This is a genomic window from Leptolyngbya sp. KIOST-1 (genome assembly GCF_000763385.1).
Taxonomy (GTDB): domain Bacteria; phylum Cyanobacteriota; class Cyanobacteriia; order Phormidesmidales; family Phormidesmidaceae; genus Nodosilinea.
This window is the reverse complement of sequence record NZ_JQFA01000004.1, coordinates 391,884-405,392: the sequence shown is the minus strand read 5'-3', so window position 1 is coordinate 405,392 and position 13,509 is coordinate 391,884. Positions and strand designations below refer to the sequence as shown.

Here is a 13,509-nt window from a genome sequence, read left to right as displayed (position 1 = left end):
CGCATTCTATGGATTTTCTCCTGACCGTCGAACCCCTGCTTGAAGATCCCTCCCTGGTGCTGGAGGATCCTGCGATTGAGGAGCATCTGCGCCAGTTTTGTCTGGTGCTGTCGGTGTCGCTGGGGGTAGCCACCCTGTCGCGGGTGTTTAGCCTGCTGCGCAACATTCCCTACACCCTGCTGCTGCTGCTGGTGGGTCTGGGCCTGGCGGTGCTGGACGTGCGGCTGATCAACCTGTCGCCCCAGCTGATTTTGTTTATCTTTTTGCCGCCGCTGCTGTTTGAGGCCGCCTGGAACCTGAACTGGAAGAGCCTGAAGCAGTACGCCGTGCCCGTGGTGCTCTATGCCGTGGTCGGGGTGGTGATCTGCGTGGCCAGCCTGGTGTGGGGGTTACAGACCTTTGCCGGGGCGTCCCTGGCGACGGCGCTGCTGGTGGGGGCCAGCCTGTCGGCCACCGATCCGGTGTCGGTGGTGGCCCTGTTTCGCGAGCTGGGGGTTGAGAAAAAGCTCACCACCGTGATGGAGGGCGAGAGCCTGTTCAACGACGGCGTGGCGGTGGTCGCCTTCAACCTGGTGCTGGGCATTGCCCTGGGTCTGGAGCAGTTCGATGTATCGGTGACGATCGCCCGCTTTCTGGTCTTTGTCGGCGTGGGCATCAGCATCGGCGGGCTGATCGGCTTTGGCCTGTCGTTTCTCACCCAGCGGTTTGACATTCCCCTGGTGGAGCAGTCGCTGACCCTGGTCTCGGCCTACGGCACCTACCTGGTGGCCGAAGAACTAGGCGGCTCCGGTGTGATTGCGGTGGTGACTACCGGGCTGATTCTGGGCAACTTTGGCTCCCGCATCGGCATGAACCCCCGCACTCGCCTGGTGGTATCTGAATTTTGGGAGTTTGTGTCGTTCTTTATCAACTCGATTGTGTTCCTGCTGATTGGCGATCAGGCCAACTTCTACGGCCTGGTGGACGAGCTGGACAAAATTGCGATCGCCATTTTGATCATGATTGTCGCCCGCGCCATCAGCGTCTACGGCCTGGGCTACCTCAGCAATGCCATTACCGGCCCCAATATGGATTTACCCATGCGGGGCCAGACCATTCTGTGGTGGGGTGGCCTGCGGGGGTCGGTTTCGGTGGCCCTGGCCCTGAGCGTGCCCGCCATGCTGAGCGATCGCCAGGAGATTATCTCCATTGTGTTTGGGGTGATGCTGTTTACCCTGCTGGTGCAGGGCCTGACCACCAAGCCGCTGCTGGAGTACCTGGGCCTGCTGGGCGACCAGCCCCTGCGGGTGGAGTACAGCCAGATGACCGCCCACCGCGTCGCCCTCACCCGCGTCATGCAGCGCCTGGAGGACATGAAGGTCAACGAAGAATTTGACCCCGAGTTTGTCGGCTACCAGATGGCCCTGGTGCAGGGGCAGCTGGAGGAAGTGAAAGAAAAAATGGCCCGCCTGGAGCAGCAAAACGAAACCATTCGCGAGTACGCCTCCGAGCAGCTGCGGGAAGAACTGCTGGCGATCGAATCGGACACCTACGCCGAGTTCATTCGGGCCGGACAGCTCAAAGATACCCTGACCCCGCTGCTAGAAGGGGTGCTACCCGATCGCATTGGCGAAGCGCACTAGTCCTGCCTGGGGAGAGATACCGCCACAGAAAGTCCTCGCCGTCATCGTGGCTCCCCCACTCCGTTCAGCACACGGGAGCTAAACAGCGTCGCCGCCTCTTGCTGAATCGCTGTGTACTGGTCGATCACCGGCTGCACCGCCGCCTCTTCGCGCTCCACATAGTCGTAAAACTGGGTGAAAATGCGCTCCACTTCTTCGTAGATAATCCCCAGCTTTTCGTTCAGGCGGCTGGCCACTTCTTCTTGAAACCGGTTTTTTTCGCTATCGAGGGCCTGCTCAAACTTGGCGATGATCCGGTTGCGCTGCCACAAAATGCCGATCGCCAGCACGATCACCCCCACCCCGGCAAAGGCAATGCCGATCGCGCTCAAGATTGCCTCAGCCACCGCAAATTCAATAATGTGCAGAATGGTACCCGTCACCGCCATCACCGCACCGCCCACGATTTCGTTAGCCATATCCCCCGCCTGGGTGACCAGCATATCTCCCAGGCCGTGGTCGGCCATCAGGTTATTCACCTTGGCCCGCACGCTGTCGATCACCTCCTGGCGACGCTCCAGCACCTTGAGCGAAATGTGGCTGCTCTCCAGACGGTGGGTCTTGACGCTCTCCAGATCCTGGTTCAGCCCCTCAAACAGCTGGCGGATGCCATCGACGAAGTGCTGGGCTCCCTCCTGGGAAACCTCCTCCAGCGAGGTGCGCAGGTCGCGGGCACAGCGCTCCTGAAAGTCGTCAATCCAGGCCTGCATGGAGGCATCTTCATTAAACAGGCCCACGAAGGATCGCCGCACCACCATGGGCACCGTCAGGCTCTGGCGAAAGTCGCGCTTGATCCGGGCTGAGATAATTTCGTAGCGGGCGGCCAGGCGATCGGCCAGGGTGTTGACCTCGTAGCGCGATCGCCCCCGGCCGGCATCAATTTTGCTGCGAATGCTGGCGGCGGTGGCGCGATCGCTAGCCAGCTGCCGGTTTAGCCCCTCCACATCGCCATTCAGCAGGTCGATAATCTGCTGGGTGGTCTGGCTCACCGATCGCAGCTTGATCTTGTAGCTCTCCCCCGACGACACCATCGACTGAATGTACTGCCGCACCGGCTCAAACCCGCTGTTCGCCGTGTCGCCCTCCTGCTCCAGCGCCGCCGCCGTAGGAAAGATCGTGGGGGCTTTGATCTGCTTCTGGTAGGCGAGTTCCCGCACCCGCTCGATATTGGTTGCCAAATCGGCGGGGCGCAGCAGGTCGGCCTGCTGCAAAATAAACACCACCTTCTTGCGCCACTCGGCGCTGACAAAATCGAGAAAATCCCAGGCGCTCTTCTGGTACGGGTTCTTGGCAAACAGCACAAAAAAGGTCAGGTCACTGTTGGGAATGTAGCGTTCGGTGATGATCTGGTGCTCGGCAATCACCGTGTTGGTGCCCGGCGTATCGACAATGGAAATCTCTTGCAAAATCGGGATCGGTCGGCCAATCTTGCGCAGGCTCGGCTCTACCTGCTCGACAAACGCCTGCTCGGCGTAGACAATCTGCTGAATCGAATCGGTGCAGGGCTCAATGTCGGTAGCGCACACCTCGGCGTCGAGCAGGGCGTTAACAAAGCTGCTCTTGCCCGCCTTCACCTCGCCCACCACCACAAATAGAAACGGCTCGTTGATGTTGCGCCGCAGGTTGTGGGTGGTGAGTTGCAGATCGGGGTTGTTGATGTCTTTGGCCAGGGTCTGCACCCGCTCCAGCAGGCGATCGAGGTTATCGCGATAGGCGTGGAGCGTCTTGTCAATAATTTGGCTGGCCACGGCAACGTCTCCTTAGTACCCGCTAGGCCGCAGCTGAGGCTGGCCTGCCCCTAAATTATCGCACGGCCCAATTTTTGGCCTGCCTTCCGTTTGGCTGGCATCCACCCTCTGGGGCTTCGGACGAAGAATTAGCCTGGAGCCAGAGAACCTTTAGCCCGTCAGTGCTCTGTCAAGCCTAAATTTGTAGGTGGCACGCTAGCAGAACCCAACAGGGCTGACTGCCGTTGGGTTACGCTCCGCTTCACTCACCTACGGGAACCCTAATGTTTAGCTTTGACGCTGCACCAGGCCATCACTTGCGAAATCAGAAGCATATAGCCGCTTAGAGACCGCCCACAAAGCGCCCTGGGCTGAGGCCGCTATCGGGGTCAAACTGACGTTTGAGGGCTTTGATGAGAGCCAGAGCGTTGCCGCTGTAGCCCCACACATCCACATCTTTTTTGAGCCCCAGAGGAGCTTCGAGCAGGGTGAGATAACCGCCAGCGGTTGCGGCCAGGGCTCGCAGATTCTGCACGACCGCGGCCGTCGCCCCGGGCAACCGCACCGTGCCAAGGCCGCTGCCCCCGTGGAACCGAGCCAGACTAGCCGGGGGCAACGTCGCCAACCAGGCTACAGCCTGGGATGCTCGCAAACCCACTTTGGCTACGACCACCTCCGGTTCCGGAGCGGAGGGAAATAACGCCTCGGTCAGAGCCGTCCAGACCCGTCCGTCCTCCGGCCCCTCCAGAACGTGGGCTGATAGCTCAGTGCCCACCATAGCCAGAAGCGAGTCTACCTGTTCATCTACCCCCGGCGCGATCGCCTGAAACCGGGCCAGCAGGGTAAGGGTTTCACCGTAGCCCAGGCGGGCGGCCAGGGCAGGCGACAACACATCCATCGCCACGGGCGTCAGCGGCGACAGCCGCAGGGCACCCAGCAGAGCATTGACCGAGTCAGCCGCCCCGGTCACCACCACCGTTTTAGACGCTTCCTGCACCGGGTACAGGCGAAAAGTGAGCTGAGAAATGATGCCCAGGGTGCCGTAGGAGCCGGTCATCAGCTTCATCAGGTCGTAGCCCGCCACATTTTTGACCACGCGACCGCCAGCCTTAGCGATCTGGCCGTCGTAGCGGACAAAGGAAATCCCGATCAACATGTCCCGCAGGCTGCCGTAGCGCTGACGCAGAGAACCGGTATCGGCGGTGGCAACGATGCCGCCCAGGGTAGCGCGATCGGGGTAGGCCGGGTCTACGGCCAGGAACTGACGGTGCTGAGCCAATCTGGGAGCCAGTTCCGCCAGCTGCACCCCAGCCTGGGCGGTGAGGGTCATATCCCCCACCGCATGGTCAATTACCTGGTTGAGCCGAGCGGTGCTGAGAATCAGATCCGCTCCATGGCCCAGGCCACCCCAGGTGAGCTTGCTGCCGCTGCCGCAGGGCACCACCCGCCAGCGATGCTCGTAGGCACAGGCCATCACCGCGGCCAGTTCCGCTTCGGTGGCGGGGCAGGCCACGGCGGCTGGATTCAAGTGAGTGGGCAGATCAAAAGCATCGGGAGCAAGAATCCCATCGCTCCCCAATGTATCCCCTAGAATTTCAGCAACGGTGGCCATACCCTAGTCGATGCTGATGGGGGTAGGGCCGCTGCCTGGGCTGGCGGGGGGGACACTGGTGCGGGCGGTGCGGAACTCGGCGTAGAGGCGATCGCGCCAGTCAAAGAAGACCTGAAACTCCGGCACATCGGCAATGCCGGGCACCCCCTTGCCGCCAATGCCCTCGGGCAGGTCCACGTACTGGGCGGTGGGAAACTTGAGGTACATGGTGGCGGCGGCCACGGCAAAGTCCGCCAGGCTGGGGGCATCCCCCAGCAGGTAGGGGCTATTTTGCAGCATCAGCACCAGGGCTTCGAGGTCCTGGCGCAGGCCAGCGGTGGCCACTTTGATGTCGTCGGGGCCAAAGCCAACGCCGGTACCCACCAGATTCAGCAGGTCGCCGGGCAGGGACCCCACCAGGGAACGCAGGGGGGCGGGGGTAAAGCTGGGCAGCAGTGCCGTGCGGAAGTTGGGGTGCTGCTTAAAGGCACCGACCATCACCACCCGGGCCTTGGGCACGATCGCCTCGTCGGCCCAGGCCTCCAGGGCCAGGCACAGGCCCCTGGGCTTGGGGTCAGTGGGAATCAGGGGGCGATCGGGGTAAGTTTTCTCCAGGTGGAGGGCGATCGCGGTGGAATCGGGGATCACCAGTTCGCCGTCTTTGAGCACGGGCACCTGGCGCTGGCCCGACAGTTGGAACACCTCCACCTGGCCTACGCCGGGGGTGACTTCGACCTTGCGGTAGGGCACCTGCTTGTAGTCGAGGATCAGGCGCACCTTTTCGGCAAAGGTGGAAGCTTCAAACTGGTACAGATCTAGCATAGGGAGTCCTCTGTTAGCCGGATTTACTGGCCCGGTTCGGGGGGCGGGGTGGGTACTGCTAAACCCGGTAACACTGTATCGCTATTTGCGGGCGCTGCACAGGCGGAATTAGTCGGCGGCTGGGTGGTAACAGTGACGGTTTCAAACCCAGCGGTAGCCAGGAGCTGAGCAACTGTAACTTCGGCCCGGCGGTTGGCCTCGGCCAGCAGATTTTCCTGGCAGGCGGCCTCTTCTATTTTGATCAGCGCCTCTTGCTGAGCTTTTTCCTGTAGCTCAGGCGCGACATCTGGCCCCAGCCCCAAAAAGCCCCGGCTGTAGTCAAACACGTTGGAGCGGCTGAGGTCGATCTTGCTGTCCAGAATTTTGGCCGGGGGCAGGGTAACCTGAATGGCGGAATCGCCACTTACCTGAATGTCGCTGGCGGTCAGTTCCGCCAGGTCCACCCCGGCCCGCACCTCGCCGTAGGCAATGTAGAGCAGATTGGTGGAGCCGATCACGTAGCCCGCCAGGGTGCGATCGCTGCGGGTGGGCACCACCGCCTCCATGGCAAAAATCGCCGTGGTCAGCTCGCTAGCCCCCCGCAGCTGCTGCACCACCACCGACCGCACATCCACCTGGGGCTCCGGCTGGGCCGGAGTCAGCATGATCCTCGCCCCCTCCAGAAAGCGATCGGGCGATCGCCAAAAGCCCACCGCCGCCACTACCCCCACCAGCACCGCCCCACCGATCAGCGCATTGAACACCGTGCGGAGGGGTTGGAAGGGCGCAAACCGGGGGGATTCGCGGCGCGATCGCGATGGCCGAACCGGCTGGGGCTGCGGCTGCGGCTCGCTTACCGGAATCGGCCAGGGATCCACCGGGACGCTGGGGTCAGCGTAGCGCGGCGGGGAGGGTGGGGTGCGATCGGGCGGTGCAGGGCGCATGGGCGGCGGGTGGATGGGTGGGCGGGTAGGTGGGTGGGCGGGTAGGTGAGTGGGCGGGTAGGTGAGTGGGCGGGTAGGTGAGTGGGCGGGTGGGCTAATTTCACCAGTTTAATTGTACTCCACACCTTTCAGGGAGGCCCGTGAACCGTATACCGTGAACCTTTAACCTGTCAAAGCCTGTCAAAAGTAGGCTGGTCCAGCACTGCCTTCGATCGGCTTCTATCGTCCGTCGCAGCACTAAAATAGTGAAGCAAGCCCTTTGGTTGAGGCCAGCACTATGACTACTGCGATCGCCGCCACTCTCAAAGAACAAATCCTGGCCGAGCTGGATCAACTCTCTGTAGAAGCCCTGGCCGAGACGCTGGCCTACGTGAAGGCGCTCCACGACAGCCCCCCAATGGCCTCCTCTGAAGAGGCGATGCAGGCCTACCTGGCATCGGAGCAAGCGTACGAAGAGGTCTATACCCGTCTTGCCAACTCCTAAATTTCTCGATGCTGAAACGGTTTTAATGATCCATAGCCGTCAGATTGAGCGGTTTGGTGGTACGTCTGGGGTGCGCGATATCGAGCTGATGGAGTCTGCCCTGGCCCAGCCCCAGGCCACCTTTGGCGGCCAGCTGCTGCATCCTACCCTGGCCGACCAGGCAGCGGCATACTTATACCACCTGGCCAAGAAGCACCCCTTTGTGGACGGCAACAAGCGCACGGCGTTTGCGGTGATGGATACCTTCATCCGGCTCAACGGTGCTCGACTGGGGCTGACGCCTGATGCAGCCTACGCTTTAGTCATGCAGGTGGCCCAGGGGCAACTGGGCAAAACCGAGCTGGCTCAGCGGTTGGCAGCGGCGATCGCCCCAAAGCCATAGCCTACAATGATGGCAACCCGATCGCCCCATTGGAGCCGCTGCGATGGAACCCGTGAGCCTGACTGCCGCTGCGATCGCTACGCTAGTAGCGACCAAAGCCTTTGAGAAAACCGGCGAAAAGCTATCCGATAGCGTGTGGAACCTCGTTAGCAGCTTTCTCGCCACCCTGCGGAAGCAAGACCCCAAAACCGCTGAGGCCATTGAGCAAGTGGCCCAAAACCCCGCCTTAGCTGAACAACAGCCCGCCACTCACGGCATCGCCGCTTTAGTCACAACTGTAGAAGCCTTGGCAGCCCAAGATCCTGAGCTACAAACCTCAGCCCAGGCGATTCAAACGGCGGTGCAGGCCCAGCCGGGGGCGATCGTGAATATGACCCAGCTGGCGGAGAAAATCGGTGTCGTCAACCAGGGCACCATCGTCAACCAGCAAAACACCATCAACCTGTAGGGGCCAGCCGGTGGTTGAAAAAATTGGCGTCCTCAACCAGGGAACGGTTGAGCACCAAACCAACATCATCACCATCCACGAGGCCGAAAAGGCTCGGCTAATCTACAGCGACCCGCTGCCGGAGCTGCGCTACTTCCAGGGACGGCAGGAGCAGTTGGGCCAGCTCAACACCTGGCTGCAAGAGGGCACCACCGCCATCATTGGCGTGCGGGGCGAGGGGGGCATTGGCAAGAGCACCCTGGTGGGCAAAGCTTTTGCCGACTGCCCTGGCTTTGCCAGCAAATTTTGGGCCGATGTGCGTACCGGTACCAACTTATCGGCCCTGGCCCGGCGGGCGTTGCTGGAGCTAGACGTGCCCATTGACCAGGTGCAGGCTATTGAGGATAAAGACCTGCCCCAGCGGCTGCTGCGCCATCTACAAATGGGCCGCTACCTGCTGGCGATCGACAATATGGAGTCGCTGCTGACGCCGGAAGGAGAGTGGCAGGGGGGCTATGCCGACTTTCTGCGCGATTTTCAGCAGTTGGGCAGCCAGAGTGTGCTGCTGCTGGCCAGTCGAGAATACCCAGCCAAGTACTTTGGCTGGCGACAGTCGGAGTGGCTGCTGCTGGATGAGGGGCTGAGCCCGGAGGAAGGGGCGGCACTGCTAGGGGCGCTGGGGGTGGAGAACGACCCGGCTGCCCTGGTGCCCCTGGCCCAGCGGCTACAGGGCAACCCCCTGGCGCTGACCCTGGTGGCGGGGTGGCTGTGCAATGAATATCGCCCCGGCAACCGCTGGGTGAGTCATCTGGAACAGTTCGACAATCTGTTTCAGCTCAGGGGCGATCGCCCCTACGAAACCGACATCAGTGCCGAGGATGTGCTGGTTTGGAGCCTGGAGCGGCTGCCGGAGCCGCTGCGGCACCTGCTGAACCAGGCCAGTGTGTTTCAAAACGAATTTACGGCGGAGATGGCCGCTGCCCTGGTGCTGGAGCAGCCGGTGACGGATGCTGACCTGCGCGATTTGGATAGAAGGTCGCTGCTGCAAGAGCTGTCCCAGCCCAGTGCCGCAGGCCACCTACAATTTCGCCTACAGCCCCGCATTCGCGAGTTTGTGCAGCGGCAGGCGGGGGATTTGACTACCGCCCATGAACGGGCGATCGCCTACTTTTGGAGCCACCGCCGACAGGAATTTGGCCCGAATGACACCCAAGACGCCGCCAAGGAGTATTTAGAGACGTTCTATCACCAAGTGCAGCTGGGCCGCTTTAACGATGCGGCAATTGTAGTTGGCAAGTGCGACATATTTTTTAGTTTGCGCGGATACTACGCTACCCTGGCTGACCTGTATGGTCAGCTATATCGGCAATGGCGACCGACCCAAGCAGAAAACCTCACATTTGCTGCTGTTTGCGGCAACTTAGGCATTGTGTACAATTCGCGGGGGCAGTACCAACAGGCAATTGAGTGCCATCAGCGGTCATTAGCGATCAAGCGGGAGATGAGCGTTCAAGAAGCGTTTCTGCTGGAAAGCCGCCATGGGGAAGCCAATTCACTAAGCAATTTGGGTAATGTGTATCATTCTTTAGGCGAATACCACCAGGCAATTAAATACCATCAACAATCACTAGCGATCATGCGGGAGATCGGCGTTCGCAAAGCGTTTCCGCAGGAAAGTCGCCGTGGCGAAGCCAGTTCCCTAGGCAATTTGGGCAATGTATACCAGTCGCTGGGCCAATATCAACAGGCTCTTGAGTACCAGCAACAGTCATTAACGATCGCGCGGGAGATTGGCGATCGTCAAGGTGAGGCTGATTCCCTGGGCAGTTTGGGCAATGTGTACGATTCGTTAGGTCAAGACCAACAAACTATTAAGTACCACCAGCAGTGGCTAGCTATCGCGCGGGAGATCGGTGATCGCAAAGGCGAGGCCAATTCTCTAGGCAGTTTGGGCAATGTATACCGGTCTCTGGGCCAATCCCAACAGGCCATTCAGTATCTTCAGCAAGCGTTAGCTATCGCGCAGGAGATCGGCGATCGCCAAGGCGAGGCCACTTCCCTCTTCAACCTTGGCGGAGCCCTAGCCAGCGTTGATCAGAAATGGGAGGCCCGTCAAGCCTACGAATCTGCACGGACGCTGTACCAAGTACCAAGATATGGGACTTTCTAAGAATGTAGAAGACTGCGATCGTGCCCTTGATGACCTCAGCCAAATGGTTGTGGCAGAACCGAAAGCAGCCCCCACCCTTCTCACCACCTTATTGACACGCCCCCAGCGGGTGCCCATAGCGCTGTAGTTTTTGCTGGGTCTCGGTATCACCGTCCTGCTGTGGTGGCTCCTGCGGTAGGGTGCATTCGCGGCCCCCAACCTACGCCCACCACCCACCCATCTCCGCTCCGCAATGCAACGCCCACCTATCGCGAGCATCCCCGCATTTGCCTCACCGCCATCGGTGCATTGCGGCGGGGCAGGGGTTAAAAGGGTAGAAGCTGAAAGTGATCGTGCCGCGAATGCACCCTACGATGCCGCCAACCGCAAATTAGCGATAACGGGCAATTCCAGCAGAAAGTCCGCATTCAAGAGTCGCTTTGAGAAAAAGAGAATTTCCAAATTCTCCACCTCGCCAGACACCGGGTTGAGGCGGGCAATCATCTCGTCGCCAATTTCTTCGGATTCTTGCTCAGCGTAGGGCGCGCATTTGTTGATGTAGAAAATATCGCTCACCTGATCGTATTGGAAGAGAAGTTTTTCTGACATCGGCGCTCTCCTTCATCGGTAGGGTGCATTCGCGGCCCTCAAATCTTCGCACTAGACGATCGCCCCTGTGCCGCAATGCACCGCCTAACCATCGCGAATATCCTCACAATCGGGTTCCTCGCTGTGGTGCATTGCGGCGGGCGGGGGTGGTGGGGTAGCAGCAGGGGGTGTCGCGCCGCGAATGCACCCTACGGATCGGGGCTGGCGGTGAGCACTTCGTATAGCCCCCAGATGGCCATGGGGCGCATGTAGTGGCAGGCGCGGTAGGTGCCCAGGGCGGTGATCGCCTCCGGGGTGCGAAATTGCAGGCCGTAGCTGTAGATTTGGTGGATGACGGCCAGGGCGATCGCCATCGCCTCCTCCCGCTTGCCCATTTGGGCCAAAAACGCCGCCAGACCAAAGTTAATCCCCGTCCACACCTCCTGCTGGTGGGTGCTGTCGGGGTCTTCCGGGGAACCGTCGGGCAGCACACCGTTAGCCGCCCCGATCGCCATTTTCAGCGTGGCGGCGCTAAAGTTGCCCAGCTGCGCCCCCTCAAACTTTTGCTGGGGGGGACGTTCCTGGCTTTGGACGACCTGGTTAAATTTCACAAAGCAGGCGTCGTAGATGGCATCGAGGGCCGAGAGAGTAAACTCATCCTCCACCAGGTCGGGCAGGCCCAGGTGGCGCACCATAAACTGGCCGCAGAGCTGGTCGGCCATCACTACATCGGAGCCGCTGCCCGTATCGAGGCGGTAGTAGCGGCCATTCCACAGCTTGGGGTGGTAGGCCTTGAGGCCGTTGTCGAGCCAGCGGCGGTACTGGCTGAGCAAAATCGGGGTGTTGCCGGGGGCAAGGTTGGCAGCGGTGAGGATTTCGGCGATCGCGATCGCCGCCTCCAGCGCCCCCAGCCACAGCCCACCGCAGTAGGCGCTAATGCCCTTGAGCTGCCAGTCGTCGAAGGTCTGGTCGGGGGCACCCTCGTTTTCGGGCATGCCGTCGCCGTCGCGATCGAAGTGCTTCAGGTATTGCAGGGTATCGACCACGGCGGGCCAGCAGTCTTTCAGGAATTCTACATCCGTCGCCCCCGTGAACCGGTAGGCGCGGTAAACCTGGAGCACAAAGTCGCTGCCCAGGTCTTTCCACTGGTTGCAGTCTTGGTAGCTGGTGTAGTTGGTCTGCGCCCAGGGGTGCTCGTTGGGGGCACCGAGGTCGTGGGGGGTTGCGCCCTTGAGCTTGCGGAGCGCCGGGGGCTGCTCCAGGCCCATGGTGACGTAGTAGCCAATGATGCGGGTGCGATCGTCCTGGGTGGGGACGGCGCGGGCAAAGGCGCGCAGCACGGCCTTCTCCAGCTCCGGCCACAGCAGCAGGGTGGCAAAGCCGCCGTAGAGGCGCACGTCCAGGCTTTCGTACCAGCGATAGTCAATGCACTCCAGCACGGCGAACTGGCCCACGGGGTCGGCCTCGGTGGCGGCGCTCCACAGGGTGCCGCCGCTGGCCAGGTCATACAGCTCGTTGAACAGTGCCATTTTGAAGGGGTCGGGCAGGTCGGGGCGATCGAGAATCGGCTGCTGCCAGTTGGTAATTTCCCGCTGCCAGGTTTGGTAGTCGCTCAGGGCGGTGAAGGCGATCGCCCGCGCATTCCGTCCGCTCCGGCCAAAAAAGTCGGTATAGCGCCGATAGTTCACCACCCCGGCAGCAAACTCGGTGACGGGCAAATCCCACGCCAGAGCGACGGGGATCTGCTTGGTCTCGCCGGGTTGCAGGGTAAAGCGGAGGGCGATCGCCCCCGCAATCTGCTCTCCTTCTTTTGCCGGGCTGGTGTCCAGCAGGTTCATCAATCGCCCCAGCTTGGCAAAGGTATCCCACAGGTCGCGCCCGTCACCCGCCGGGTTCCACCGCAGGTCGTAGGACACTTCTACACTGGGGTCATCCAACGTTGCGATGCACCACTGACCGTCGCCTTCGGCAGGTTCCCCCTCCCAAGCCCCATCCATCACCAGCGCCCTGAGGCCACCCTCGTTGAGGAACTGGTTAAAGTTGCCTGTGCTTTGGCCGATCGCAGGCACGTAGTCGTAGTAGGGGCTACCGTCGTCGCGTTGCAGCACCTCGGGGGATTTTTGCGTATTGGTGAACCAGCCCACCATATTCTGCCAGCTCACCATGACGCTCAGGGTGATGGGGAAGCGGGTGGGGTTGTGGGCGGTCCACTCAAAGGCCACCACCGGGTAGCTGGCTTCTCTGTAGTTGTGGGGCCAGATGGGCGAGATCTGTTCGCAGGTGACCTGAGCGCGAAACACATTCTCGTAGCGGTACCAACTGCGGGGGTAGAGGGCGTGGTAGCTCCCCGTCGTGCGTCCCTGGGTGGAAGCGGGATACCACTGCCAGGCGGACAACGTCCCATCCTTGGGCGGCTCGGTGCTGAGGCCGTAGGCCTGGGTGCCTGCCCCGGTGCTCTCCCACAGGCTGAACTGGCAGCCAGGGAAGCTCTGGAACAGATGCTCGCCGCCGTCCAGGTGCCAGAGGTTGAAGTCGCCGTGGGGCGATCGCCCCATACAGCCTGCCCCCATGCCACCCAGGGGTGCCCCGTGGCTGGGGCCATCATCGAGGTTGCTGGCGTAGCGCACAATGTAGTGGTGTTCCCAGGGCTGGCCGATCGGTCGCTGCCACGCCTGGGGGGGGATTTGGGGAAGGGATGGGGTTTCAGTCATCCCAGAATTTTACCGGAGCGGGTTGATTAATAGGCTGCGTCATC

Annotated in this window: 11 protein-coding genes; 5 read left to right on the top strand and 6 right to left on the bottom strand. The window is 61.2% G+C overall.

What is annotated here, in order from left to right:
* Nucleotides 1-8: 8 nt before the first annotated feature.
* Complete coding sequence (locus NF78_RS18830) at nt 9-1,622, top strand: cation:proton antiporter (protein WP_035990791.1); 1,614 nt, start codon at nt 9-11, stop codon at nt 1,620-1,622.
* Between the two features lie 41 nt (nt 1,623-1,663).
* Here the strand turns inward: NF78_RS18830 and NF78_RS18825 are convergent, their stop codons facing one another.
* The 4 genes from NF78_RS18825 to NF78_RS18810 form a co-directional block, all read right to left on the bottom strand.
* Complete coding sequence (locus NF78_RS18825) at nt 1,664-3,409, bottom strand: dynamin family protein (RefSeq protein WP_035990790.1); 1,746 nt, start codon at nt 3,407-3,409, stop codon at nt 1,664-1,666.
* A 322-nt stretch (nt 3,410-3,731) separates the two neighbouring features.
* Nucleotides 3,732-5,000: an FAD-binding oxidoreductase gene (locus tag NF78_RS18820; protein WP_035990787.1), complete on the bottom strand. Its 1,269-nt coding sequence runs from the start codon at nt 4,998-5,000 to the stop codon at nt 3,732-3,734.
* Nucleotides 5,001-5,003: 3 nt separating this feature from the next.
* Nucleotides 5,004-5,801: a glutathione S-transferase family protein gene (locus NF78_RS18815; protein WP_035990785.1), complete on the bottom strand. Its 798-nt coding sequence runs from the start codon at nt 5,799-5,801 to the stop codon at nt 5,004-5,006.
* A 23-nt stretch (nt 5,802-5,824) separates the two neighbouring features.
* On the bottom strand, nt 5,825-6,724 hold the full coding sequence (locus tag NF78_RS18810) for a DUF4230 domain-containing protein (RefSeq protein ID WP_035990784.1): 900 nt from the start codon (nt 6,722-6,724) through the stop codon (nt 5,825-5,827).
* 277 nt (nt 6,725-7,001) lie between these two features.
* Between NF78_RS18810 and NF78_RS18805 the strand changes: the two genes are divergently transcribed.
* Genes NF78_RS18805 through NF78_RS18790 form a run of 4 tightly spaced genes read left to right on the top strand, consistent with a single transcriptional unit; the run spans nt 7,002 to nt 10,187 of the window.
* On the top strand, nt 7,002-7,208 hold the full coding sequence (locus NF78_RS18805) for a hypothetical protein (RefSeq protein WP_035990782.1): 207 nt from the start codon (nt 7,002-7,004) through the stop codon (nt 7,206-7,208).
* Nucleotides 7,195-7,590 (top strand): type II toxin-antitoxin system death-on-curing family toxin, encoded by a 396-nt coding sequence (locus NF78_RS18800; RefSeq protein ID WP_035990780.1) that lies wholly within the window; start codon nt 7,195-7,197, stop codon nt 7,588-7,590. The genes NF78_RS18805 and NF78_RS18800 overlap by 14 nt, the downstream gene beginning before the upstream one ends.
* A 43-nt stretch (nt 7,591-7,633) precedes the next feature.
* Nucleotides 7,634-8,038 (top strand): hypothetical protein, encoded by a 405-nt coding sequence (locus NF78_RS18795; protein ID WP_035990778.1) that lies wholly within the window; start codon nt 7,634-7,636, stop codon nt 8,036-8,038.
* A 10-nt stretch (nt 8,039-8,048) separates the two neighbouring features.
* Entirely contained in the window at nt 8,049-10,187 is a 2,139-nt protein-coding gene (locus NF78_RS18790) for a tetratricopeptide repeat protein (RefSeq protein WP_052050739.1), read from the top strand.
* 348 nt (nt 10,188-10,535) lie between these two features.
* Here the strand turns inward: NF78_RS18790 and NF78_RS18785 are convergent, their stop codons facing one another.
* Entirely contained in the window at nt 10,536-10,775 is a 240-nt protein-coding gene (locus tag NF78_RS18785; protein ID WP_035990776.1) for a DUF2283 domain-containing protein, read from the bottom strand.
* 188 nt (nt 10,776-10,963) lie between these two features.
* Nucleotides 10,964-13,465, bottom strand: coding sequence for a GH116 family glycosyl hydrolase (locus NF78_RS18780; RefSeq protein WP_035990773.1), 2,502 nt, complete (start codon nt 13,463-13,465; stop codon nt 10,964-10,966).
* Between the last annotated feature and the right edge of the window lie 44 nt (nt 13,466-13,509).

What these genes read in the sequence shown, in the direction of transcription:
- NF78_RS18830 (WP_035990791.1), top strand. Translation starts at nt 9, where the DNA reads ATGGATTTTCTCCTGACCGTCGAACCCCTGCTTGAAGATCCCTCCCTG.
- NF78_RS18820 (WP_035990787.1), bottom strand. Translation starts at nt 5,000, where the DNA reads ATGGCCACCGTTGCTGAAATTCTAGGGGATACATTGGGGAGCGATGGG.
- NF78_RS18815 (WP_035990785.1), bottom strand. Translation starts at nt 5,801, where the DNA reads ATGCTAGATCTGTACCAGTTTGAAGCTTCCACCTTTGCCGAAAAGGTG.
- NF78_RS18810 (WP_035990784.1), bottom strand. Translation starts at nt 6,724, where the DNA reads ATGCGCCCTGCACCGCCCGATCGCACCCCACCCTCCCCGCCGCGCTAC.
- NF78_RS18805 (WP_035990782.1), top strand. Translation starts at nt 7,002, where the DNA reads ATGACTACTGCGATCGCCGCCACTCTCAAAGAACAAATCCTGGCCGAG.
- NF78_RS18795 (WP_035990778.1), top strand. Translation starts at nt 7,634, where the DNA reads ATGGAACCCGTGAGCCTGACTGCCGCTGCGATCGCTACGCTAGTAGCG.
- NF78_RS18785 (WP_035990776.1), bottom strand. Translation starts at nt 10,775, where the DNA reads ATGTCAGAAAAACTTCTCTTCCAATACGATCAGGTGAGCGATATTTTC.
- NF78_RS18780 (WP_035990773.1), bottom strand. Translation starts at nt 13,465, where the DNA reads ATGACTGAAACCCCATCCCTTCCCCAAATCCCCCCCCAGGCGTGGCAG.